The following is a 25574-nucleotide window of genomic DNA, read 5'->3' as shown; positions in this document are numbered from 1 at the left end:
CATTCATTAATCAATCACATGAACTGCCTACTTATTCTGTTTTCTCGTTTCTTCTTTTTTTCTTATTCGAAACGTCATAGAAAGTAAGCCCCAATCCAACCATTCCTAACCCAGCAACAGAATAAAGCAGTTGATTATCTTCTGTACCAGTGCTAGGAAGTGATTTTTTGTTCAAAGAATTTCCTGATGAACCGCTTGTCCCTGTGCCTGGAAGTGTTTTAGGTTTATCTGAATCCGAATCGCTGTCTGAGTCACTATCGGAATCCGAATCACTGTCCGAATCCGAATCACTGTCTGAATCTGAGTCGCTATCCGAGTCTGAGTCTGAATCACTATCGGAATCCGAATCACTGTCTGAGTCTGAATCACTATCGGAATCCGAATCACTGTCTGAATCTGAGTCGCTATCCGAGTCTGATTCAGAATCGCCTTGAACTACAATACTTGAACTTTGGCTTTCCTTGTCTTCTTTACCCTCTTGATGCCCTTTTACAATAGCAGTCACAATATCGCCTTCTTCAAGCACTCTTCCAGTCAATCTTACGTATTCATTGGCAATTTCAGCTAAATCATAATAGAAGTTTCCACCTGGATCGACCGCTATTCCACTAACGATCAATTGATCATTCACATAGATATCCACTGTGTAAGTCCGATCATAATCCATGCTTTGACTTGGTACACTTCCAGAAATAATCGTATCTCCAGCTTTATTAGGATTTAATGCTGGTGGATTGACCACCCAATGATCGTAATCAGCATCTGCATCACTATCGGAGTCTGAGTCTGAATCGCTGTCTGAATCTGAGTCACTATCGGAATCACTGTCGCTGTCTGAGTCCGAATCACTATCGGAATCACTGTCGCTATCTGAGTCTGAATCACTATCGGAATCTGAGTCGCTATCCGAGTCTGAGTCACTATCGGAATCTGAATCGCTATCCGAGTCCGAATCACTGTCTGAGTCCGAATCACTATCGGAATCTGAGTCACTGTCTGAATCTGAGTCACTATCGGAATCTGAATCACTGTCTGAATCCGAGTCACTATCGGAATCTGAATCGCTGTCGGAATCTGAATCGCTATCGGAATCCGAGTCACTATCGGAATCACTGTCGCTGTCTGAGTCCGAATCACTATCGGAATCAGAATCGCTATCTGAGTCTGAATCACTATCCGAGTCTGAATCACTATCCGAGTCCGAATCACTATCGGAATCTGAGTCACTGTCGGAGTCTGAATCACTATCGGAATCTGAGTCACTGTCGGAGTCTGAATCACTATCCGAGTCCGAATCACTATCCGAGTCCGAATCACTATCGGAATCGCTGTCCGAGTCCGAATCGCTGTCCGAATCTGAATCGCTGTCTGAGTCCGAATCACTGTCGGAATCTGAGTCGCTATCGGAATCTGAATCACTATCAGAATCTGAGTCACTGTCTGAATCCGAATCACTATCAGAATCTGAGTCACTGTCGGAGTCTGAATCACTGTCCGAATCCGAATCGCTGTCGGAGTCTGAATCACTATCCGAGTCCGAATCGCTGTCCGAATCTGAGTCACTATCGGAATCTGAATCGCTGTCCGAATCTGAATCACTGTCCGAGTCTGAATCACTATCCGAGTCCGAATCACTGTCGGAATCTGAGTCACTGTCGGAGTCTGAATCACTATCAGAATCTGAGTCACTGTCTGAATCCGAATCACTATCAGAATCTGAGTCACTGTCGGAGTCTGAATCACTGTCCGAATCCGAATCGCTGTCTGAGTCTGAATCACTGTCCGAGTCTGAATCACTATCAGAATCTGAGTCACTATCCGAGTCCGAATCGCTGTCCGAATCTGAGTCACTATCGGAATCTGAATCACTGTCCGAATCTGAATCACTGTCCGAGTCTGAATCACTATCAGAGTCTGAATCACTATCCGAGTCCGAATCACTGTCGGAATCTGAGTCACTATCCGAGTCCGAATCACTGTCGGAATCTGAGTCACTGTCGGAGTCTGAATCACTATCAGAATCTGAGTCACTGTCTGAATCCGAATCACTATCAGAATCTGAGTCACTGTCTGAGTCTGAATCACTGTCGGAATCCGAATCGCTGTCTGAGTCTGAATCACTGTCCGAGTCTGAGTCACTATCGGAGTCTGAGTCTGAATCACTATCAGAATCTGAATCACTATCCGAGTCTGAATCGCTATCGGAATCTGAATCACTGTCCGAATCTGAATCACTATCGGAATCTGAGTCGCTGTCTGAGTCCGAATCACTGTCTGAATCTGAGTCGCTGTCCGAATCTGAATCACTATCGGAATCTGAGTCACTATCGGAATCTGAATCGCTGTCGGAATCTGAATCACTATCGGAGTCCGAGTCGCTATCCGAGTCCGAATCTGAATCACTATCGGAATCTGAGTCACTGTCTGAGTCTGAATCACTGTCTGAATCTGAATCGCTATCCGAGTCTGAGTCCGAATCACTGTCTGAGTCTGAATCACTGTCGGAATCTGAGTCGCTATCCGAGTCTGAGTCACTATCCGAGTCTGAGTCGCTGTCTGAATCTGAATCACTATCGGAGTCCGAGTCGCTATCAGAATCTGAATCGCTGTCGGAATCTGAGTCACTATCGGAATCTGAATCGCTGTCTGAATCTGAGTCACTATCGGAATCTGAATCGCTGTCTGAGTCCGAATCACTGTCTGAATCTGAGTCACTATCGGAATCTGAATCGCTGTCTGAGTCCGAATCACTGTCCGAGTCTGAGTCACTATCGGAGTCTGAATCACTGTCGCTGTCTGAGTCCGAATCACTATCGGAATCTGAATCGCTGTCTGAATCTGAATCACTATCGGAGTCCGAATCGCTATCCGAGTCCGAATCGCTATCGGAATCTGAGTCACTGTCTGAGTCTGAATCACTGTCTGAATCTGAATCGCTATCCGAGTCTGAGTCACTGTCTGAGTCTGAATCACTGTCTGAATCTGAGTCGCTGTCTGAGTCCGAATCACTGTCTGAATCTGAGTCGCTGTCTGAATCTGAATCACTATCGGAGTCCGAGTCGCTATCGGAATCTGAGTCACTATCGGAATCTGAATCGCTGTCTGAGTCCGAATCGCTGTCCGAGTCTGAGTCACTGTCTGAGTCTGAATCGCTATCAGAATCTGAGTCGCTATCCGAGTCTGAGTCACTATCAGAATCTGAGTCGCTATCCGAGTCCGAATCGCTATCGGAATCTGAATCACTATCGGAATCCGAGTCGCTATCCGAGTCCGAATCGCTATCGGAATCTGAGTCACTGTCTGAGTCTGAATCACTGTCTGAATCTGAATCGCTGTCCGAGTCTGAGTCACTATCCGAGTCCGAATCGCTGTCTGAATCTGAATCACTATCGGAGTCCGAGTCGCTATCCGAGTCCGAATCGCTATCGGAATCTGAGTCACTGTCTGAGTCTGAATCACTGTCTGAATCTGAGTCGCTATCCGAGTCTGAGTCACTGTCTGAATCTGAGTCGCTATCCGAGTCTGAGTCACTATCCGAGTCTGAGTCGCTGTCTGAATCTGAATCACTATCGGAGTCCGAGTCGCTATCAGAATCTGAATCGCTGTCTGAATCTGAGTCACTATCGGAATCTGAATCGCTGTCTGAGTCCGAATCACTGTCCGAGTCTGAGTCACTGTCTGAGTCTGAATCGCTATCGGAATCTGAATCTGAATCTGAATCACTATCAGAATCTGAGTCGCTATCCGAGTCCGAATCGCTATCAGAATCTGAATCGCTGTCCGAATCTGAGTCGCTATCCGAGTCTGAGTCACTATCGGAATCTGAATCGCTATCCGAGTCCGAATCACTGTCTGAATCTGAGTCGCTATCCGAGTCCGAATCGCTGTCCGAATCCGAATCACTATCGGAATCTGAATCGCTGTCTGAGTCCGAATCACTATCAGAATCCGAGTCACTGTCCGAGTCTGAATCACTATCAGAATCTGAGTCACTGTCTGAGTCCGAATCGCTATCGGAATCTGAATCGCTGTCTGAGTCCGAATCACTATCAGAATCTGAGTCACTGTCTGAGTCCGAATCGCTATCGGAATCTGAATCGCTGTCTGAATCTGAGTCACTATCAGAATCTGAATCGCTGTCTGAATCTGAGTCACTATCGGAATCTGAATCGCTGTCTGAGTCCGAATCACTGTCTGAATCTGAGTCACTGTCTGAGTCTGAATCACTGTCTGAATCCGAGTCACTATCGGAATCTGAATCGCTGTCTGAATCTGAGTCACTATCGGAATCTGAATCGCTGTCCGAATCTGAGTCACTATCAGAGTCCGAATCGCTGTCCGAATCTGAGTCACTATCGGAATCCGAATCGCTGTCCGAATCTGAGTCGCTATCCGAATCCGAATCACTATCGGAATCTGAATCGCTATCCGAGTCCGAATCTGAATCACTATCAGAATCTGAGTCACTGTCGCTGTCTGAATCCGAGTCACTATCGGAGTCCGAATCGCTGTCCGAATCTGAATCACTATCAGAATCTGAGTCACTGTCGCTGTCTGAATCCGAGTCACTATCGGAATCTGAATCGCTGTCTGAGTCCGAATCACTGTCTGAATCTGAGTCGCTATCGGAGTCTGAGTCACTATCGGAATCTGAATCACTGTCCGAATCTGAGTCTGAATCGCTGTCTGAGTCTGAGTCACTATCGGAATCTGAATCACTGTCTGAATCTGAGTCACTGTCTGAGTCTGAATCACTATCGGAATCCGAATCACTGTCTGAATCTGAGTCGCTGTCTGAGTCCGAGTCACTATCAGAATCTGAATCACTATCTGAGTCTGAATCGCTATCCGAGTCTGAGTCACTATCGGAATCTGAATCACTGTCCGAATCTGAGTCGCTATCGGAATCTGAATCGCTATCCGAGTCCGAATCACTGTCTGAATCTGAGTCACTGTCTGAGTCCGAATCACTGTCTGAATCTGAATCGCTGTCCGAGTCTGAATCACTATCAGAATCTGAATCGCTATCCGAGTCTGAGTCACTATCAGAATCCGAATCGCTTTCATCATCGTTTAATTGGTACTTAATTTCAGTGTCTTCATCTAACGAGGTTACTTTTGGTGCTTTATAACCTTTTGTCTCATCTTCAGGGTCCTCCCATTCCAACGGTGTTCCTTCACTATCGACTGCTGTATACCCTTCTCCTAAATATGGAATCACTTGATTTGGATTCTTTTGTGTAGGATCTGTTGGATGGTTCTCATATTTAATGGACTCTGGTGGAGTTGTACCATCCTCATTTATAAAGACATAACTGCCCATTTCTTTATAGGTATATTTGACTTCTACTTGACCTGTTGCGCCAACTTTCCCTAAACCACTTGTATCGCTTGACTCATGCCCTGTAACGGTTTTATCTGTTAGATAATAGCCCGTTACTACTTGCGCTTTGTCTTCAATATCATTTCCTACAAGACTTGGGTCTACAATCGTAGAGATTCCTTCCAATGCTTTTCCTTGATCATCTACATATGTGTGCTTTACAGTTGCTAAGTTTGGTACCAGCGTGAGGGTTGTATTTTCTACCGGATTTGCTGGACTAAACTCACTATTATTATGATAAGAAGTTTTATCCCCATCTTCTAAGTGATAACCATCTGGTATGCCGACTAGTTTGATATTTTCTACAGTTTCTAAATCATCATTAATTGTATAAGACCCACTATTGATGGTCATTTGGGTTAAATCTTTGGCTGGTCCTTTATAGGCTGTTGTGTCGTAGCTTAGTTTACCGACTTTCTGATAAATGAAATTATAGGATTCTTTTGTATCTGGACCAAAAGTAACAGTCATGTCCGGTTGCTCAACTAAGACATATTCTTTATCGCGGTAATCTTCTGAAAAGATGTATTCTTCTTGACCAGTCGTTCCAGATAGTTTTTGACTAGGAATGATCTCTGTCATGTTAGTCCTAGTTCCGTCTGGGTCAAATAAGTATTTTACTTCTGTTTTATATTCCCGAGGTGTGTAGTAATACGTTATTTCCTTAGGTGTACCCGCTTCTGGGAATATATACGTTAATGAACCATCTGTTGTGCTTGCTCCTTCTGGTAAATTAGTTAAATCTAAATCGTAACCAAGTGTGGTTAAATCAATATCTTCTGGAGATATTGTTGCTGTTTCATCTTTAAAACCTGATAATTGAGTTGCTGCTTGAACCACTCGATTAGTTCCGGATTCAAGATAGTTAATATTCAAGGTGGAGTTTTCCTCAATAGTAACCGCATTTGGAGTGGAAGTTGAAGATCTAGAAAAACTATTTCCTTCAGAATCAGTATATTCTGTTGTAATCTTATGAGAAACAGAACTATCTTCAAAAAAGATATAAAATTCGTTATTGTATGCTAAAGTTTGACTACTATAGACATCATTAATTTTTTTAATTAATTCTGCATCTTCATATACTAAACCAGTTCTTTGTTCAATATATTCAACAGGTGTAGTAGCTCCACTATTTTTATACTGATTCGTATCGACTAATTTAACACCATTTTTCCCTGTCCCTGTATTACTTGCGAAAGTAAATGTTCCGTCAGAATTTTTAGTTGATGTATAGGAATTTGGACCTGCTAATTCCAGAGCTTCTGTTATTTGTTCGTTAGTCGCGTCCTGTGGTACATCGATGTAACGTAATACATAGCCACTATTGACTCCAACAGAAGTGAAAAGATTACCTGAACCATCAGGAGAAGGTACTGCTAGCATAAACCAGTTCTCATTATTTTTGTCTTGCTTATCATCCCCAACATAACTGGAAATAGGGGAATTTGATTCTATAGTTGCTCGTGATATTTGAATTAATGAATCCTTCTCAGGTAGTGGTTCTAAACCTTTCACTATACTTGCTAGCTTTTCCCAATTGTTATAAGCATGTATGGATCTAACTGTATCCGCTCGTGCCGCTGTACCAGAAAGCAAGTTCCTTTTAGATGCGGCTGTTGCTGTTTTAGAAAAAGTAGTTGTTATTGTTTCTATTTTTTGATCTAGGAAAAAAATATCTATAGAATGGCATTCAAGTTTCCCCGTGACTTCATTGTAAAACTTAGGAAAATCCCACGTTGTCCCACTCATTATCATATTTCCTCTAATTTTATTAGTAAAATTTTCTGTTATAACGAGTTCGAATCCCACATTATCCGAAACGTAACGAATATTACCGACCCCTGATAAAGTACCAGCAAGTTGATTAAATACAGGTAAACCATTATTTTCTGTACCATTTCCAGTAATTGGTACAATAATTTTATCTCCAATACTGAAAACACCCTGACTATTATCAATATCAATTACAAATGAAATTCCAGCATCATATTTTTCAATTGTATACGCTGATGCAGCAGGACTACCATTTTGCTTAATTCTTTGTATATTCGAAACGGTTACTTCATCGTCAACATTTGCAGTCCACGTTTTCGTACCCTCTGGATTATCCGACGCCTGTAGCTGTGGTCGTTGCGAGACATCCGTTCCTAATGCAGCAACTTCTCCTCCCTGCGGCGCAACTTCCTCCACTGGATCACTACTGGCAATAGTATCTATCTCTTCACCAGTCGTGGCATCTGCTACCTCATTCTCTGTCGCATGAGCAACCATATTACTTGCCGGAACTGCAACCGTACTGACCAACATTGCCCCAGCAACGCCGCCTTTAACTACCCAATTCTTTTTCACCTTGTGCATCCGGTATTTCTTGATTGGCTCATGCCGATAAACCATTTTCCTTCTCTTACTCATACGTTTTGCAACTCCCCTTTTTTGCTATTTTCTCCCTTTGTATCTAGTGGTTATTTATAGAAATAGGTATAGAAATTGATCAGTCCGCTTAGGAAATGTTCCTGATCATCAATCCGCATCCGGAATTTGTCGTGTCTGGTGTAGAAGCCATTGACGATTTTATCTGGCCGTTTCATAAACATCGCCATTTCAGGATGCATGACCCCTTTTTCAATTTCGATTACGGCTCGTTTGATGGCCACTTGTTGTAAGCGCCAGAAATCAGTTTTTGAGACAAATTGAGTAAACTTGCCCTTTTTATAGTCATCGGATGCTTTCAACTGATCCGTCATTTTGATGGCTGCCATTAGTAATTCCAACAGCGTTGGATAGGCGGTATCGCGATGCTCGATAAAATTTAAATTCTCAAAGGCATTCTTTAAACCAAACTCGTAGTATTTTTGTTCTTTTAGGTACAACAAAATCTCATTGGTGGCGTAGCTCAACCAGTGATCGTGGTATCGTTCATAGTTTTTGGCTACAAAGCGATCGAATAATTTTTTTGCTAATGCCAGATGCTGCGGATTTTTCGTGATGGCATAGCCTCGCAAAATACTGAAAACAGCTTCTCCATCGTAGTAAATGATGTTGAACTTCTTCTTAGTCTCAAGGTTTTCATCTAAGATGTGGGTAGTCTCACCTTTTTCATCGACAAAGTGGCGTTCCATGCCTAAAATCAATTGATTAATCGCTGTTTCATACTTGGTATTCCCAGTAATCAATTGAAACTTCGCTAATGCTAAAACGGCTAAGGCTTGCGCACCCAGCTTGACCGAAATTCCTGATGCAGCCTTTTCTTTGATATACAACGCATCGTCTGTCTGAATGGTGAGATTGGATAATCCCCAATCCAAGCCTTGTTCTGAAGCCTTCAATTCTTCCATTTGCTTCAAGTACTCCTGCGCTTCCAATAAGGCATACAAACTAGAAAAATGGCGCACAGAATTGTAGCCGGTCAGCTGGTAATCATAGGTTGGATAGTATCCGTAAATGAACTGCCCAGAATCCTGTATTTGTCGTTGAAGAAAAGCGGCACCCTGTTCAATTGTGTAATCAATGGATGGTGGCAATGTCTTGTAGTCCACGGTACGCATCCCTGCTTGATCAGGTTGAGTAGATAAGGTTAACCAATTGCCTTCTTCCAGGTAATACCCTTGGGTATCAAACACATAGAATTTGCGTTGGGGAATTTTGTTCTTTAGTGTTTGTCCGTATTTTTTCTTCATGTAGCTGTCGATATTTTTCTGATCAAAAGACAATTCTGGCGAATTGAACCCTACCTTGTGATTGGCTGAAGGCTTAATTAGTGCATTGCCCATCAATTCTTCTGCTAGAAAAGCTGTGTTGAACTTCTTGTCAAAAGCAATCCCTCTGCGAAAATAATTATTCCGCGTAACAACGGAAAACTTTCGCATTAATTCTAGATAGCTACATTCTTCAATGGTTTTGACTACGTCTACTCGAATGTACTGCTTCTTACTATCGGCTTTTGCTAGTTCTTTTTTTAACCAATCGATACACCCCTCTAAGTTTGCTGTTCGGATATTTTTTACCTTGGCTCGCTCATTGCCCTTGGAAACAGATAAGAATAGGTGTCGTTCATTTGTCTCAATCGGCACTTGTTTGACTAATCGTTCCAGCTTCGTTACTTGTTGCTCCACTCAAAAACGTTCCCTTCTCCAACAATCTTCTTGCCGTTGTTTATCGCCAACGACCGCGTTTCGGTCCCCAGCTATTCACCATTGGTTTACTCTCTGGGGTTACCCGATTTGGGCTGTCATCCGTATCTACTTCCCATGGGTAAAAACCATTCTCATCCTTTTCGTAGGTTGCTTCAATCTTCCGAATCTCTTCCTCTTCTGTGATTTGTCGATGCTTCCATCGATTTTGCAGATAACGAACTGCCATCATGGTAAAGGTGAGGGAGATAAGGATTCGTCTAAAGTTGAATCCACCAGCACCTGCTGCTACACTAATAGAGGAAAGCCATGCAGTTTGAATCACTTGCATCATCATCGCCTCAGCTCCTTCACTCGATCCGCCAACAACAGGATCTCCTTGAGGGTCTTGTATTCCTTGAAGTCATAGAGAAATACAACCTTGTGATTGAATTTATTCACCAGCGTGAGATAACGCAGCACGAAAGGATCATAGATGGATGTCAGCTGCGGCTCCTCTTTCTTCACTTACATAACCTCTTTTTCCGGTTCCAGCACATGAATGACTGGTTGTTGTTGAATAGTGGTTTCCTTTCGTACCGCTTCGTTTTTCTTCGTCAGGGCCTCAATGCTGTGAGTATATTCTTGGCTGATTTCTTGTCTGGTCGCTGTCATCATCCCAGCGAAGGTTTTAACTTCCTCATGAATGTCTGCTCTCAGCTGCTGTAACTCCCGCTGTTTGCCTTCTAACAGCTGTTGTCGTGCATCTAATTCGACAGCTCGTTCGTCCTGTTCTCTCTGCAAGGTGCTGATTTCCAATTTACTATTGAAAAGGTTTTGCAGCCGTTCTTCTTCTGCTTGATTCATTAATGCTTGCTTTTGTTTTTCTGCTTCTGTTAATAAAGACTGCTTGTGATGCTCAGCTGCTGCAACAATGGCGGCTTTCTTTTGTTCCGCTTCTTCCAATAATTTATTGGCGGCTTTCTCAGCTGCTTCCAAGGTTTGTTGAGCAATGCGTTTCATTTTTGCAATGTCCCGATAGTCTAAATGCTGCTGTTCAAATTGATCCCACTCGGCTTTTTGGGTTCTTAATTGATTGAGTTCGACTTCCAGATTTTTAATTGTCTGCAGAAGTTCATTAATTTCATTTTCTAATTGTATGGTTCTTCGTTGATGACCAGCTTCTTTTGCTGCTAGCTCTGTTTCCATCCGTTCCTTATCCTCAATCAATCGTCGGACTCGTTCATCATAGGTTTCATAATCATCGGCAACATTCCGCAAAAAATCATTAACATCCGTTTGCCGAAAACCACCTAGGGCATTCCTCTTAAAGGTGAGCTTACGCAGCTCGACTGCTTCAAAATTCATTGATTTCTTCCTCTCTATGCTTGGATTTGATGCAGCTGGTCTTCAAATGCGCGTTCCCAGTTTTGCCATTTTACGTCGTTGAGCTTAGCTAAGGCGGCTTTGTAATCGTAAATTAACGTGTCACGGAAATTGATTTCTTCCCGTTTAGCAGCTTCAATTTCCTGTTTAGTCTGTGCCATTTCTTCAGCTAAGAGATTTAATTCGTGCTTGGCCTGCTGCAGCATCGCTTCTTTCTCTTGTTCCAGCTTCATCAGTTCTTGTTGGCAATGGGCTTCTACTTCTTGTTTCCGTTGCTCTGCTTCTGTTAAGAGTTGATCGGCCCGCTGCTCGATGACGTGACGCTTCTCTTCGGCTTCGTTTAAAATGGTCTGCTTTTCTTCCTTCGCCTCTTTAATAATTCGGCCCCGTTCGACATGGGCCTCTTCAATGATCTTGGCACCTTCTCTTTCGGCACTTCGCTCAATTTCTAAGGCCGTTTCTTGTGAAATCAAAATGGCTTCTTGGAAGGTAGTGCTGGTCTGCTTGTTGGTAGCCTCTTGTTCCCTTTCACAAATTAATTGTTTTAAGCGCCCTTCTAATTCCTCCATCCGCTTCTTTTGTTCATGCAGCTCAATCACATAACGAGAACGTTCCTTGCTGAACTCGTCCTCTTGCTTCTTTTGTTGAGCGGCAATCATTTCGATGTCTTCTTGCAGGTCTTCCTTGTCCTGCTCGAAACGCCGATAATCCTTCGCTACATAGTGCAGGAAATCGTCGACATCATATTTCCGATAACCGGAAAAGGATGCTACAGGAAACGTGGTTTTCTTAATCTTGTCTGAATCAAATTTCATTGAACTCCTCCTAAAACAATACTGTTGCTGGATCAACCAGTCGTTCCACTGCTAAGGTTGAATCTAAGCACACTTCAAAGTGCAAATGGCTGCCGGTACTATTCCCGGTTGAACCAACAAAGCCGATCATTTGTCCTTGCTCCACTCGTTCGCCTGCATTGACTGCAAAGTTGCGTTGGTGCGCATACAAGGTTGCTTCACCATTGTCATGTTGGATTACGACATAATTTCCCCAAGAATAATGGTATTCTGCGATTAAGACCGTTCCGCTCTTACTGGCAAAGATAGGCATCCCTTCACCCGCTGCTAAGTCAATCCCACGATGGAATTCACTGCCCCGCATCCCAAAAGAACTGGAGACAATGAAATCATTTAAGGGAAGCAAATAACCAGATGAAGCTACTTGATTAGTTGCTGTCCCCTCTTCTTTCGGATGATCGTATTGGGTTAAATTGTAGGTTTCAATTAGCCCATTCAGTTTCTTGTTGTAAGAAGTGTCTGTTGCATACTTGCCAGTTAAGAAGGCTGTGGCCTCTTCATAATTCTCTGTTGTAGTCTTCCAAGCACCCTTATAAAAATCAGAGTTACCTGAAATCCCTTCTTTCAATAGCTTGGCATAATCCTCAAAACAGTCCTCATAATCGTCATAGGCTCTGAAGCTGGCTTGAATGGTAGTCATATTACCGCCGCCCGTGTCTTCTTGAGTCGCAAAGCTGACACTCTTACCTTCGTGTTCACCCTTAATACCGAATAAATTGTAATTCGGCGCTTGTGCCAATTGACTGCCCCCAGAACCGGATTCTAGAATGGCCTGAGCAATCATGACTGAGGCATACAAGTCATGTTCCTGTCCGACTTCTCTTGCGGCTTCCCCGATTTCTTCAATGAACTCCGACGTTGTTAGATTCCGATCAAACTTGATAGAACCATGACTCACTGTCGTCTGTTGGGGGCCAACCGGGACAACATTTTCGGGTGAGTGAACAACAATCGGTTCAGGTTCTGGTTCTTGTACCGGTTGTTCAACCGGCTGTTGCACGTAAATCACTTCAAATTCTGGTTCAGCTTTTGTAGTCTCTTTTTCCGATTCAGCTGGTTTTTCTGGCTTTGGAGCTTCCGGTTCTGGTTTTGGTTGCTCAGGCTTTGGTTTTTCTGGTTCTGGTATTGGAGCTGGCTTTTCTTCCTCTGGTTTAGGAATAGGCATCGGCTGCTCTCCTTCATCTTTATCATCAGGAGTAGGAGTTTCTTCATCGTCTCCAAGATTCGATGTTGGATTTTCTTGTTCCGTTGTACCGGGTACTACTGGTTCTGCTTCTTCCGTATTTGTATCTGCTGTTTCTACTGCATTTGTCTCCACTTTTTCAGTTAATTCTTTTTGCGGAGAAGCAGCTACCTGTGTTCCAACTGGCATTGTAGATTCAAAGGTAGCGACACAAGTAGTTGTTGTCTTCGATGTATCTGCTTTGTTTTCAGTCACCACGGTTTCCTCTGCTGCGTGCGTTATAATAGAAGTACTATTTAGGGCAATAGATGCAGAGCCCAACAGTGTCGTAGTTCCGATGATGCCTTTCTTCAATTTCGGGTGTTTACTCCGTGAACGAAAGATTTCTTTTTCCCAAATTTGCTGATATCTTTGGTTTCTTATCAAGTCATTTCTCTCCCATCATTTTTCAGTCATCTTGCGAATGAACCTGCGCGCTTGAACAACATGCTTTATTTCTATATAGTTAATGTATCTGTAGTTACATGTGGCTTGCTGATTTGAGTAAAGTCTAAAGAAGTCCCAGGTTCATTCAAGGAAATTTCACTGACTTCGTAGGTTAATCGCTGTACAAGTGCTAATAAGGGGGTGGCTAATTCCGCAAGTTCAGCCTCAGTCAGATCTTCTTGAGCTTCTACACGTTTCTGCTTGATGTGAATAATTTGGGTTATGACACCAGAAACCCTAAATTTATTAACCGTTAATGAGAAATCTAATCTAGTTCCAATCGTGCTTGTTTGGCGTTCCAAGGATTCTGGATGCTCTGTTTCTAAAGGAAGAACGCTTAAGTTAAGTAGTTGTTCTTTTGCCTCTTCCTGTACTCGATCGTAATGAAAAGCTTCTACTACTGGTTGTCGTCTGTGAACGTCCATTGCCTGTCCTCCTGGCTTTATTATTCGTTAATTTAGTTAATCATTTAACTGAAATTCAAATTATTATGCTAACAATACCTGATGAAAAACCACCTGCTCTTAGTAAGAGCGCTGAAGCAACGTCACCTTTCATCACTTTATAATTGATATTTTTTCATAGTCTTAACAAGACTATGAAAACTATTGGAAAACTCAATGAAACCAACAAAAAACCGCCAACTGACGGTCTTTGACGGTTTAAAAAGTTTGTGAATAAAAAAACGAAGAAAAATTAATAAATAATGAGAAAAACAAAGTCGCTATAATTGCTATTTTCAAGAGACATTTGAGGAGTAAAAGCCTTAAGTGTAAGTATTCCAAGAAAGAAGTTATTTAAATCAATATAGTAAGCGCTTTCTTAAAAATGGCAAAATAAGCCTGCCCTATAAGTCCTCAAAGCTTACTTTTTGTAAGTATTTTTATTAGCTGATGGCTCGTTCCATCTGTTGAACGACTTTAATCCGCTGCTCCAACATGGAATCGGTATAGGTGTCTAAAGTTAGCTTTGCCGAACTGTGGCCCATGAGCTGGCTAACACTTTTAATGTCTCCTTTGCTTTCAATACAGCGAGTCGCAAATGTATGGCGGAGCTGGTGGAAATGGATGTGTTCCAGCTTGGCTTTTACCCGCAGTTTATGAAAATGATAAGTTAACAAACGCGGCTCTGACGGGTTTTCTTTAGTAGAAAAAACAAACTCTCCTGTTGAATCTGCTTTATGCTTAAGTAATACTTCTCGCAACAGATTGCTCATTGGAATAAACCGAGCAGAAGCTTCTGTTTTAGAGCTGGTGTGAATAAGTTCCGTTTTACTGTCCTGATCAAACACAGAAAACACCCGTTGAAAGGTCGAATGAACATGAATGGTATTGGTATCAAAGTCGATATCCCGCCAAGCTAACGCGGAGGTTTCTCCAATTCTTAAGCCAGCATGAAGAGCCAATAAAATAGGTAACCCTTTGCTGGTTTTTTCTGTTAAAGCCACCTGCTCTAACGATTTTTGTTCTTTTTTCGTCAATGCCTGATGCTTGTTTTTCACCACTTTAGGCAATTTAATGGTCGTAAATGGATTGGCTTTTAAAAGCTTCTTACTGACTGCTTGGTGAATACATTGATTCAAAATTCGGAAAATGACTTGGATCGTTGAAGGTTTCAACTCCCGTTGTTTTAATGACGCTAACAGTTTCAAACCAACTTCTTCATCTAGCTCATTTAATGCGTATTTTCCAATAACAGGTAAGACATAATGAGTTAGCTTGTGATGATAATTGGCATAGGTTGATTGCTTCACATTTTCCATGGCCTCATTTAGCCATTGTTGGCCCCAATCTTCTAATAAGAGACACACATCTCCCTGCGTTTCTTTAATTAATTGATACTTTAATTTCAGCGGGTATAATTTCTGGCGGACTTCCTGAAGGGATTTCCCGTACACGGAACGGTATTTTGGTCTGCCGTTCGGTTTTTTTCCAACACAATATCTTCCTTCCCAGCGCTTGTCCTTCCTCCAATAAATGTTTTCTCCTCTACGCATTATTATTTTTCCTTTCTATAGAATGACGGAATTTTTGACGGTACATAGAGAACCCTATTATAACGCCATTCTTTATTTAGTTTCTTTCTAAGAATAAACAAAACGACCCATATTAATTAATTTTTTAAAAGATATTGCGTATTTTAGATGTATATTCTATAATTAATCTAGCCAAGAGTAATTATTACAACTTATTTCGTTTTGATTTTCCAGCACCTCTTAGTCTTGTTAAGACTAAGACATATTCACCTCGGATTCAATACATTTTTATAACTACTTCACCTTAAAATAGCCTATTTACCTTAAATTTTTCTCATTTAATTATAATCAAAATGCATTTTTCATTAGGAATGACAAAAAATAGTTTGTGAATTTTTCAGTTTACAACTATTACAACCTCATGTTCTTTATTTATTTGTATCTACACAAAAGTAGACACCTGAGTTAATATATTAGTGTCCCTGTAAAAATGTCGGGACAAGTAGAAAAAGTATAACTTAGAGAAAGATCGGAGTGAAACTCAATGTCAACTGTTGAATTTGAAGAATTAAGAAAAAATGAAAGCGATATTTTTATGAATTATCAGGAATGGTCCCCTGCCTGGGAACGTGAATTACGTCGTGCCCAGCCTGCCTATCCTGCGTTGGATATTATGCAGACTCATCTCGTCCTGCCTGTTCCTGGTAGAAATGAGACCCTCACCTTTTATGATGATGATCAGTGCTATCATTCTCCGTTTAAGACGTTAACAACCTTACGTCGAAAGGAAGAAGCCTTAACCTTCTATGATTACCCTCTTACCAGTCAGGTATTTAATTATTTACACCAACATTTAAACGTTTTTCAAACTCGTTTACATCCGATGGTCAATGCGCTGTATGTGCTCTTTCCTTTAACGACCATTGAGCATACTATTTGGATCAATCCTTTATCTATTGATGAGGTTTGGGAGGAGTCCGGCCGAACCTACATCAAAATGGCCACCGGTCCAGGGACAAGTGTCACCATCCGCGAGAAAACCATTCTGAAATATGCGGCCAATGCTGCCTTAGCTTTTGCCTGCTCGGAACGGGATCTGCCTTGGCCAACCAAACGCTCTCGTTACGGAACCCCTCTAGACTATGTACAGGTGCCAGACACCCCGTTTGGCCTTCAGCTAAGTAAGCAGAAAGTGCTGCAACAGTTTCCTTTCGAATCTGGTATTTACTATCATCAGTATTCGCAGCGCTGGACTACTCAATATCTTGAGGAAACACAATCGTTTTATCATTTTTAGATACGCCCTCTGGAGAAATAATCCATCTATCCAAAATTAAATAACTAGAAAAAGCAGGCAGTTTTCCTATCCTCAGGCGAAGCTGCCTATTCGTTTGCCCCTTTTCTTTTCTCATTCTGTTATTTTTTATTTTTTTCAAGAATTTTCCTAATCCATTTTTTATTGTTATACCAGCCTTTATCTGACTTTTTCAGTAAAAAGGATAAACCCGGCTTAAAAAAACTTTTCTGGTACTAGAGGCCCTTTTTTTGCTTGTTAAAAAATCAAAAGCCTATTATATCAAGGTTTTAGTTTTTTCAAAAGGTCGTTTAATCCCTGTTTTTGCTCTCTGGTTCCTATAGCTTTTTTTTGGAAAATTATTTATTGTTTAGTCACCGGCCGGGAAACAAAAGCGAAAAATAAAACAACAACACAGGAGGAACGAAAAATGATCCAACTTTTAGGAACCAAATTGCAAGTCCAAATTGAACAAGCTGGCGAAGACAAACAAAAGAAAGTGAATTTCAGCAATATCGTCAATAATCCAGCGGAAGCCGACATCTTAGCTTTAGGCGAAGTGATGGCGGATCTGGCACCTGATGGCAGCTCATTGGATAGTGTGATTGTCACCAATCAAACTCGTGTTACCCATTAAAAAGGAGGAGCCTATGCCCACAACAAAATTAGTCGCTGTCTTCCAAACAGAAAATGGAAAAAATCAAGTGTGGAGTTATGAGTCACCCAACACCGATAAGACACCGGAAGAAATCAAAGCAACGCTGGCAAGATTGACCCAGCTGAACCTATTTCAAAAGCATGGCATTCGTCAGTTTGCGGCGTTGCAAAGCGCTGAATTTATCACCACCCAAGAAACAACTATTTTTTAGTCACTAAAATCAAAAAAATAGCCCCCGCAGTCTGAGTCCTGCGGGAGCTTAAGGAGGAAAATCGATGTCAGAGCAGCCCTTTACCCCTCATCAGCTGTTTCATTCAAAAAAAGAAAGATTGGAGGAAGCGATTCTAACGTTTTATCAACAAACACAAGACAGCGGGACAACGATTCAAGTATTATTAGCCGCAAAAGTCCGTTATCAGCTAGGGGATACGAGCTTTAATTTATTCATGAAAGAATTGGTACGGCATTTGTTTGCCAAGGCCACGATTAACCGAGCCCTTCGCCGCTATTTCTTTTTCTTTGCGGACTATTTCACCCAAGATGAGTGGAAAAAGCTGTCTGCTCGGTGTTTCCCCACTGAACCTGTTGCCACTGAATTAGTTGAAGTTACTGAAGCCATTACCCTTGGAGCCGTTCCGACTGCAGCGGAAAGCTCCTGAATAAAATAAAAACGAGGAGAGATATGTATGTTAAAACTAAAAGCGTCATTTGAAGATGAACTGGGGAAAAGACATCCTTGGTCCTACAATGAACCCAACCCAAATCTAACACCTGAGGAAATTCGTACATCCTTAGAAACCTTAACTACCCTAAAATTATTTGAGAAAGACAATGTGAAGCAATTCCAAAAGGTGGTTTCTGCTAAATTCGTCGAAACCATTGAAACACCATTGTTCGATTTATCAAAACCAGACCCACAAGCTTATGTAGCAGATCCTAACAACGTGTTCGCACCACAATTTATTACCGAAGCAGTACCCCAAGTCTCTGAAGAAGTTACTGAAGTGAAGGAAGAAAAGACTGTAAAACCAGTAGAAGCAGTTAAACCAGCAGAACAAAAGCCAGTCGTCCCTGTTTCAATAGAAGAAAAATTAGAGGCAGATGTAAAGAAAACCGTTCCAGCCGCTAGTCCGGCAAAAGTCTCTGTTCCAACAGCAGCTGTTCCTGAAGAAATAAAAGCGAAGAAGCTGCCAAATGATTCGGCTAAACAACTGCTTGACGCCGCTAAATCAGAAGAACCCGAAGTCCCGGATAAACCGGTCAATCCAAGGAAGGCTCAGATCGACCGTGTCCGAGCCTTTCATGAAGCCAAGAAGAAAAAGAAGACGAAGAAGAAACGCTAAGTCTTCTCCCTAATCTGAGCTGTCGTAAAGGGGGTGATGCCGCATTTAGCAGTGTTTCTGGCGGTGGCTGAACTCTAAGAAAGGAGTGATGCTGCTATGTTCATCCTAGGAAAGGAACACCCGCCATGACTGTGTATCAGGCGTTGACATTGGCAATTGCCTTTGCGACCTTGATCATTACCCTTGATCGACACCAGAAGAAATAGTTTCTACTCTCACAGTCACTGTCTTAAACAGTGCTACTGAGGTGCCAGCGCGCGGCACCTCTGATCTGAGTAGAGGCTTTGATCCTTGAAAATCGAATACTGCTTACCTGCACATAAAAAAGGCATCAACATAGCTTTCGAACACTCCGCTTTAAGCTCAATCACCGCCTACAGGAAATTTTTGCGAAAGTCCTTTACTTACCCAGTGAGCACCTAAGCAGGACAAGAGAACTGCCGGAAAAAGCTGGACGGGCAGTAAAAACAGCAGCAAAGCCGCCGTCGCAATGGGCTGTTGTAAAATAACCGTCACGCTGGCTGCTACGGTGATGCCCACAAGCAACCCGGGCATAAAAGGAAAGAGATTTGCTAGTGCACAACCGATGGCAACACTGGCAAAAATAGCTGGAAAAATTTTCCCGCCTCGCCAACCTGCCGCAAAACAAGCATTCGTCAAAAAGGCTTTCCCCAAAGCTAAAAGAACTAGAGCAAGTGTACCGATTTTTGAATAATCTTGAGACAGGGACATTAATTGGTGCTCCCCTGAAAATAGAAAATACGGCGATAACATGCCAAAAAGACCGATTAGGATACCGCTTATTATTGCCCGTTGATAGTGACTGGTCAGCTTCAATGCAAGTGAGTCGCTAATTTTTTCCATTACTAAAAAGGCATAGCCAAAAGCAGTTCCTAAAATAAACGCTGGTAAAATCAGCAGCAGAGCACGAATATCCCAGTTAATCACCGGAAGATGCAGAGCAAAAATTGTTTCTGCTGGAAACAGCTGTTGAACGACCAGGTAGCCCAGCAATCCGAAAATAGTTGTCCATCCATATAGCACCAGCTTTTTCCATTTGACCTTGATGACTCCGTTATGCAATTTTTGGTCAAGGGGATCGGCTAATCCAGCCAATGGTGCCCGAAAAACAGCCGCTACCATGGCACCCATACTTAATTCCAGCAATTCTTCTTTTCTAGCTAAGGTCCATTTCATTTGATTCCCTAGCCAGCTGATCAAGCCGCCCAAAATACTCGCCAAGGCTGCCTCTGGTCCTAAGCTTGCTCCAAACATTAAAACGACAAGCGCCGAGATGAAACTAGGGAGCAGTCGATGCTTGTAAGGGACTGTCTTATTGGTTTTGAATTCATGAAGTGTTTCGTGCATCGTTTTTGGATAATCGCCAACTTTTGTTTGCAGCAGCCCTACTAATAGTCCCCCAACAATTCCAGCAAGTAAGGGGTAATACCTTCCCAATGCAAAGTAAGTAGGAATAACTGTCCAAATACCATGGATGAAAAAATTAACCGTTGTTAAAAACAGCGCAGATAAAACACCAACCATAAAACCCATGAACCCGCAATAAACTAGAAATATACTTGGAAAACGCATTATGGCAGCTCCTTTTTTCGCAAATGATGCGGCTTGGTTTTATGGTATTCCATTAATGCCCGATTCATATTGACGATGACCGCCGATAGCAGTCCAACACCAATCAACACATAAAAAATAGAAAATAACTTACCTAAGGCAGTAGTAGGTGCCAAGTCCCCGTAACCAACAGTTGCCAAGGTCATCACAGAAAAATAAAGTGCATCTAGATACGACATAGCCTCCACATTGTGGTAAAAGAACGTACCAATCGTTAAGATCACCACCAAAGCAATCATGATCGTTTTTTGTTCTTCTTGCTTAAAGAGTATTTTCAAAATGTGCCACATATTTCTAAACAATAAAATAAAGCCAATCACCTAATCAATCCCTTCTAAACACGAGAACATCTTTACTTAACAGTTTAATGGATACGCCCTGCATTTGCATTAAAAACTAAGCCCTTATACCAAAGAACAGCTCCAATAATGAATTTTTCTAGCTGAAAAGTCTCTATAGCAATTGTCAATTGGTCGAATCTATTCCTGAAATTTTTCCAAGCTGTAAAACGTAGGGGACTACCAATAAGTTTTACAAAAATAATTCAAAAACAGGGAATCAAAAAGCTTCCTGATCTTCGAGGATGTGTGTTTTATCAGCCAATACCGTCGATAGAACAAAAAGGATAAGTTAGATTGCAGTTATTAAGTGAAATTAGGATTTTTTGAAATGAAAAGTAAAATAAGGAGTTGGCTTAACGAGCGAATTGGGTTTGGTTTACTGTTGAATCCGCTGACCTTAGTCTCTTTATTTTTTTGATTCAAATTTGAAATTTTTCAACCAAAAAAACGACTCAAGGAACTTGCTAATTTCCTTAGAGCCGTAATGTCTAACCTTTATTTTCAGCTAATGGACTACTTTCTTGCATAGTTTTTAGTGTGGTCAATCGTTTTATGAGTTTTTTCAACAAGAAACCGTAATTGCTTTAAAAGGTCAAAAGCTAAAAGCAACCTTAGGAACAGTAGCGTTATCCGTTTAAGCTTCTCAAGGATTTAACTAGATTATCGTAAGTCTCCTCTTTTTTAAATAAAGCAGAGGTTCCAAGGACAAAGCCATCAACACTCATTTTAAGCTGGTTCTTTATCTTATCCGGTGATATTGCCCCATCTGTATAGATTTCAAAGGAATAGTTTTTTTCCTCTCTTAAATCAGCCAGCTGTTGAATTTTTGCATCGACAAAATCAAGATATTTTTGTCCAGCAAAGCCTAAATTAACCGTCATTACTAGAACGGCATCAACAATTGGCAACAGCTCTTGAACGGTACAAATAGCAGTGCTTGGACTTAAAACAATGCTTGCTTTAAGCCCTTTTTCTTTTAATTTTTGAATGGTTTTACTTGGTTCGGGATCTACCTCTGGATGGATATGAACCATGTCACCGGGGACCAAGTCGAAATAATCGATAAACTGATAAGGGGCATCGGTCATTAAGTGGACATCTAGTGGTTTTTTGGAAACTCTTTTGACCGCTTGAATATCCTGCTGTCCTAATCCAAAGGTTTTGACGAAATGTCCATCTATCACATCAATGTGGTAGCCATCGACACCTGCTTCATCTAGCTTTTTAATTTCCGAATCAACCTGAGAAAAATCGAGGCACATCAACGAAGGCAACAATTTCACGACGGATCTCCTCCAATCACATTAAATATTTGCTTCAAGTCGGTAATACCTGCTCTGCCTGCGGTGATCGCCTGTTCTTTAAGTTCTTGAACACTTCCGGCTGTCTGGCGATTTACGACAGCCTCTATTAACATGGGGAGATTCACACCAGTTATGAACTCGACATGGGGAGTCTTCTCGTTTAATTTATTTAGAATTAACGCACTCCGATTCGATGGACTGCCCCCCAGCAGGTCAATAAAAACTAGAACTTGTCTTTTTTGCTCTAAAGAAGTAAAAATTTTCGATTGAATTTCTTGTTCTAAATGCTCTACATCATCTCCATGAAAGAAACCAACATAGTTGATGGGGGTTGCATCTCCGACAATGAGAGCTACTGTTTCTTCAAAAGCTTTACTTAGCGGTCCATGTGTAGCAACGACAATATCAATCAATCTTCTCACTCCCTTATTTATTCAATAAATTTAGCAATTGAATAGCTTCTCGATTCTTTTTGATTTTTTGATAATAATACAGGGTCTTTTCTATATAAGGTGCATCTTCGTTAATTTCTAACAGCTCAGCCAGCAATTTTCGGTGGTCACTAGGCAGTTCAGGTTCTGTGATGCCTTGTAATTCTTCCCAATAGACCAGTGCCGCAGCTGCATTAAAAGGTAAAATCTCTGTATCTAAATCATTTTGTCTAATGATGGTATATGGTGCATAGATGCGTTCTGTCTTGCCAAGCTTGCGTTTGGCTGCCCGGCCGTTTTTGATACAGAAATCGATAATTGCCCGATCCTTAAACTTAGTCATCGCTTTGTCAGAAAAGTCTTTCTGCTCCTCTAAGGGAATGTTAAAATATTTTGCCAAGCTAGGATTTAAGCTTTCCTGAAGTTGATCGATCATTGTCAAAATCTCAGGGTCATTTGCGGCATCACCAAATAATTCGTAGCCTTTGAGATACCCTAAATAGCTTATGATCCCAGCAAAACAATTATACGTATAAATTTTACGTTTTAAATAGTTTTCAAAATCATGGATCTTTTCCGCTCCGTTAAAATCAAGCTCTCCATCAAAATGATCGGTATCATAAGGGAAATGCGTGATATTTTGCGACAAGATATCCAACCGCGTTTGTTCTAGATTGATTGTTGAACAAAATACCGCTGTTTGCGAAACATTCACCTTCAAATCCTTTCCAAATGCTTCTACTAATGCTTCGTGGAGCACCTTTCCCGGGTTAATACCGTTCTCACAGGTTAATAGTTGTGGTAAATGGCTGTCCGACTGCCAATTTTTTCGGATTGTTGTGGCAACTGCTTTTAAGTTTTGCTCCCCTACCGCAGTAAAAATAATATCTGCTGTTGCTAAAATTTCGGATAAATCATCCTCCACATGATACCCTTTAATCTTTTCTACAATAAAAGGGGTGCGATCTTTATTGTAAAAATGAATGGAGAAAAAACGATCTTGGTTGATTCGCTGGATCAGTTCCTTATCCTGATCAACGAAGGCAATTTCTACGTTTTTCTCAGCTAAATATCGTGCGGTGTAGCCTCTACCTGTCTGACCTGCACCAAAAATGACTACTTTATTCATCTTCATTCACCTGCTTTATCCATTCTTTTTCTTTCAGTTCCTCAATCGCTGCAAGTACTAACTTTAATAAAGGGTCATTTTCTTTTAAGCCAGACAGTTCTTCCAACGTTTTGATATCCCCTTTTGCTGCTCTCATTTCCTGCAGTTTCACAGATAGCTGATCTTCCTTGTTATCATAGTAAAGCGCAGCTGCGATTGCTTTAGCCAGTGCCCTAGGCTCAAACCCAGAGTCTAAGGCCATCTTCGCAGGGCCGATTAAGCGATCGGTAGGCGATAACTTGCGAATCGGATCTCTAGCAATACGATCCACGTCATCAATGATTGTTCGACTTTGGTATTTTTCTTTAGCGATCCGCGAAAATTCCAGCTGACTCTCCTCTGATACCTGCAGCTGAGCGATTAACGCTCGATTGATCTCATCGTATCCTTGATCAAGGAGTTCTACTATCTCGGGATCATTCGCTGCATCACTTAATAGTGTATACCCTTTTAGCGAACCTAAATAAGCAATTAAGGCGACACTTGTATTGTTGGTGTAAATTTTTTGGTACAGCATCTTGCCAAATTGCGGATCAAACTTAAAATATTGCCAGTCAGGCAGCTGATTGACCGTTATTCGCGCTTGATCAACGGGAATCTCCCAATAATCCTGCACCCAGGTATCCATCTGATTTTTTAAATCAAAATCAGATGGAGCTGAGGTTCCTGAAGCTCGAATGACGGCTTGACTGACATCATTTCCGTCGTCAAATTTATTTTGCTCCTCTTCAGATAACCCATTAAGAATCGCTTCGCGAAGCTCCTCCGCTGGCGTGAGCCAATTCTCACAGGTGATAAACACATTTTTAGGAAGCTGATTTTGTTGATACAGTTCATGGTAAGCTTCTGAAATTTTTTCTCCTACACTTGCCAAGTTTTTACCTCCTACTGAGGTGAAAACAAAAGCTGATTCTACTAATTCTGTGACCAATCGTTCCTTGTCAGAGAGTAAATATGCCTGATAATTATCGATAACCGTATCCTTTTCTGGGTTTCCCAGAACATGAACCGTGTACTTTTTATACTCATTTAGCTGCTCCACCACTGATGGATTCACATCAAAAAAAGTCAGCTCCACTTGATTGTGTTTTAATAGCGATGCCACAAATCCTCTTCCTATTCTACCTGCCCCTATAATAATTGCCTTCATCAACCGTTCCTCCCAGTTCTAAATAAATCCAATCAACACACCTACGACTGCAATCACGACTAACATTAACAGCAATTTGGTAGAGCTAAGATTCTTCTTCATTAACAAATACAAGGTAAGAAAAATAATCGACAATGGTAAAATTCCCAAAATAATCTTATCGAACAGTTCTTGGACAACCATCTTGTTCTCTCCTAAATTAATGACCGCTGAGGAGGATAGCTTCACGGTATTTGCAGCTAAACCGCCGATGGTCACCGCTCCGACACTGGTTGCAATCGTCATATACTTTTCTAATAGACCGCCAGAAAAAATTTCACTAATGCCTTCTTTTCCTTTTGTAAATAATTTCCGAAATCCGAAGTAAGAAATGCCGTAGTTAATCCCTAGCGTTGCTACCATATAAAGGATTGGTCCAAAGTAGCTCCCGCTGGTACCCAGCGCAATCGCAATGGAGCCGACAATTGGAATTAGCGTTGCTTGCCGCAGGGTATCCCCGACCCCTGCCATAGGGCCCATCAAACCAGTCTTCATCCCTGAAATATCTTCACTTTCAATCGGAACACCGGCGGCCTTTTCTTCTTCCATTGAGAGAATAACGGCTAAAATGAATGGTCCGGTTAACCAAGGCTCGGTATTATAAAACTCCATATGGCGAGCCATCATTTCTTTTCTTTCCTGCTTATATTTATCGGCATCTGGGTACAAGCGTTCCATTACATGAATCATTGCTCCTGCCATTGCCGGCCCCTGCATGCGCTCCCATGAATAAGTCGCTTGTGCTAAGCTGGTCCAATAAATAAAGGCTTTGTTTAAATCTGTTCCAGTTAATTTACGGGATTCATCAAAAACCATTTCGTTCATTTGATTGTCCATT

Annotated in this window: 22 protein-coding genes; 6 read left to right on the top strand and 16 right to left on the bottom strand. The window is 41.6% G+C overall.

The features are described 5' to 3' along the window. Positions 1–31: 31 nt before the first annotated feature. The 9 genes from I588_RS26755 to I588_RS05080 form a co-directional block, all read right to left on the bottom strand. Positions 32–7795 carry an LPXTG cell wall anchor domain-containing protein gene (locus I588_RS26755; protein ID WP_016250034.1) on the bottom strand — a complete coding sequence of 2588 codons (7764 nt, stop codon included), beginning with the start codon at positions 7793–7795 and terminating at the stop codon, positions 32–34. A 50-nt stretch (positions 7796–7845) separates the two neighbouring features. Continuing rightward, positions 7846–9495, bottom strand: a complete 1650-nt coding sequence (locus I588_RS05110) for a hypothetical protein (RefSeq protein ID WP_010757881.1) — start codon at positions 9493–9495, stop codon at positions 7846–7848. 40 nt (positions 9496–9535) lie between these two features. Continuing rightward, positions 9536–9850, bottom strand: coding sequence for a hypothetical protein (locus I588_RS05105; RefSeq protein WP_010757880.1), 315 nt, complete (start codon positions 9848–9850; stop codon positions 9536–9538). Continuing rightward, entirely contained in the window at positions 9847–10020 is a 174-nt protein-coding gene (locus I588_RS27555) for a hypothetical protein (protein WP_010757879.1), read from the bottom strand. The genes I588_RS05105 and I588_RS27555 overlap by 4 nt, the downstream gene beginning before the upstream one ends. Continuing rightward, on the bottom strand, positions 10021–10860 hold the full coding sequence (locus I588_RS05100) for a DivIVA domain-containing protein (RefSeq protein ID WP_010757878.1): 840 nt from the start codon (positions 10858–10860) through the stop codon (positions 10021–10023). Between the two features lie 14 nt (positions 10861–10874). Continuing rightward, on the bottom strand, positions 10875–11693 hold the full coding sequence (locus I588_RS05095) for a DivIVA domain-containing protein (RefSeq protein ID WP_010757877.1): 819 nt from the start codon (positions 11691–11693) through the stop codon (positions 10875–10877). 10 nt (positions 11694–11703) lie between these two features. Further along, a complete protein-coding gene (locus I588_RS05090; RefSeq protein ID WP_010757876.1) occupies positions 11704–13341 on the bottom strand; it encodes a glucosaminidase domain-containing protein in 1638 nt (545 codons plus the stop codon). A 71-nt stretch (positions 13342–13412) separates the two neighbouring features. Further along, on the bottom strand, positions 13413–13826 hold the full coding sequence (locus I588_RS05085) for a DUF1149 family protein (RefSeq protein WP_010757875.1): 414 nt from the start codon (positions 13824–13826) through the stop codon (positions 13413–13415). Between the two features lie 461 nt (positions 13827–14287). Continuing rightward, a complete protein-coding gene (locus tag I588_RS05080) occupies positions 14288–15397 on the bottom strand; it encodes a tyrosine-type recombinase/integrase (protein WP_010757874.1) in 1110 nt (369 codons plus the stop codon). 523 nt (positions 15398–15920) lie between these two features. On the opposite strand from I588_RS05080, the gene I588_RS05075 reads away from it, so the two are divergent. The 6 genes from I588_RS05075 to I588_RS28160 all read left to right on the top strand — a co-directional run bounded on the left by I588_RS05075 (position 15921) and on the right by I588_RS28160 (position 18877). Then, entirely contained in the window at positions 15921–16673 is a 753-nt protein-coding gene (locus tag I588_RS05075; protein WP_010757873.1) for a hypothetical protein, read from the top strand. A 427-nt stretch (positions 16674–17100) separates the two neighbouring features. Next, a complete protein-coding gene (locus I588_RS05070) occupies positions 17101–17307 on the top strand; it encodes a DUF1659 domain-containing protein (RefSeq protein WP_010755656.1) in 207 nt (68 codons plus the stop codon). A gap of 13 nt (positions 17308–17320) precedes the next feature. Then, positions 17321–17539: a DUF2922 family protein gene (locus I588_RS05065; RefSeq protein WP_010757872.1), complete on the top strand. Its 219-nt coding sequence runs from the start codon at positions 17321–17323 to the stop codon at positions 17537–17539. A 64-nt stretch (positions 17540–17603) separates the two neighbouring features. Next, positions 17604–17987, top strand: a complete 384-nt coding sequence (locus I588_RS05060; protein WP_010757871.1) for a hypothetical protein — start codon at positions 17604–17606, stop codon at positions 17985–17987. A gap of 27 nt (positions 17988–18014) precedes the next feature. Further along, on the top strand, positions 18015–18671 hold the full coding sequence (locus tag I588_RS26750; protein WP_010757870.1) for a DUF2922 domain-containing protein: 657 nt from the start codon (positions 18015–18017) through the stop codon (positions 18669–18671). Positions 18672–18796: 125 nt separating this feature from the next. Next, on the top strand, positions 18797–18877 hold the full coding sequence (locus I588_RS28160) for a putative holin-like toxin (RefSeq protein ID WP_425387100.1): 81 nt from the start codon (positions 18797–18799) through the stop codon (positions 18875–18877). A 157-nt stretch (positions 18878–19034) separates the two neighbouring features. Here I588_RS28160 and I588_RS05050 read toward each other — a convergent pair whose 3' ends face one another. The 7 genes from I588_RS05050 to I588_RS05020 form a co-directional block, all read right to left on the bottom strand. Next, positions 19035–20264 (bottom strand): chloride channel protein, encoded by a 1230-nt coding sequence (locus I588_RS05050; protein ID WP_010757869.1) that lies wholly within the window; start codon positions 20262–20264, stop codon positions 19035–19037. Continuing rightward, positions 20264–20623 (bottom strand): potassium channel family protein, encoded by a 360-nt coding sequence (locus I588_RS05045; RefSeq protein WP_010757868.1) that lies wholly within the window; start codon positions 20621–20623, stop codon positions 20264–20266. Before I588_RS05045 ends, I588_RS05050 begins: the two co-directional genes overlap by 1 nt. Positions 20624–21270: 647 nt before the next feature. Then, the gene (locus I588_RS05040) at positions 21271–21927 is read right to left on the bottom strand and encodes a ribulose-phosphate 3-epimerase (RefSeq protein WP_010757867.1); all 657 of its coding nucleotides are present in this window, start codon (positions 21925–21927) and stop codon (positions 21271–21273) included. Continuing rightward, complete coding sequence (locus I588_RS05035) at positions 21924–22361, bottom strand: PTS sugar transporter subunit IIA (protein ID WP_010757866.1); 438 nt, start codon at positions 22359–22361, stop codon at positions 21924–21926. The genes I588_RS05040 and I588_RS05035 overlap by 4 nt, the downstream gene beginning before the upstream one ends. Positions 22362–22374: 13 nt before the next feature. Further along, positions 22375–23508, bottom strand: coding sequence for a mannitol dehydrogenase family protein (locus I588_RS05030; RefSeq protein ID WP_010757865.1), 1134 nt, complete (start codon positions 23506–23508; stop codon positions 22375–22377). Then, a complete protein-coding gene (locus tag I588_RS05025; RefSeq protein ID WP_010757864.1) occupies positions 23501–24697 on the bottom strand; it encodes a mannitol dehydrogenase family protein in 1197 nt (398 codons plus the stop codon). The genes I588_RS05030 and I588_RS05025 overlap by 8 nt, the downstream gene beginning before the upstream one ends. Positions 24698–24715: 18 nt before the next feature. Continuing rightward, positions 24716–25573, bottom strand: a complete 858-nt coding sequence (locus I588_RS05020; RefSeq protein WP_010757863.1) for a PTS system mannose/fructose/sorbose family transporter subunit IID — start codon at positions 25571–25573, stop codon at positions 24716–24718. Position 25574: the final 1 nt, after the last annotated feature.

Source organism: Enterococcus pallens ATCC BAA-351 (assembly GCF_000407485.1).
GTDB lineage: Bacteria > Bacillota > Bacilli > Lactobacillales > Enterococcaceae > Enterococcus_A > Enterococcus_A pallens.
The sequence above is the reverse complement of the archived record's forward strand: the minus strand, read 5'-3'. Positions and strand labels throughout refer to the sequence as shown.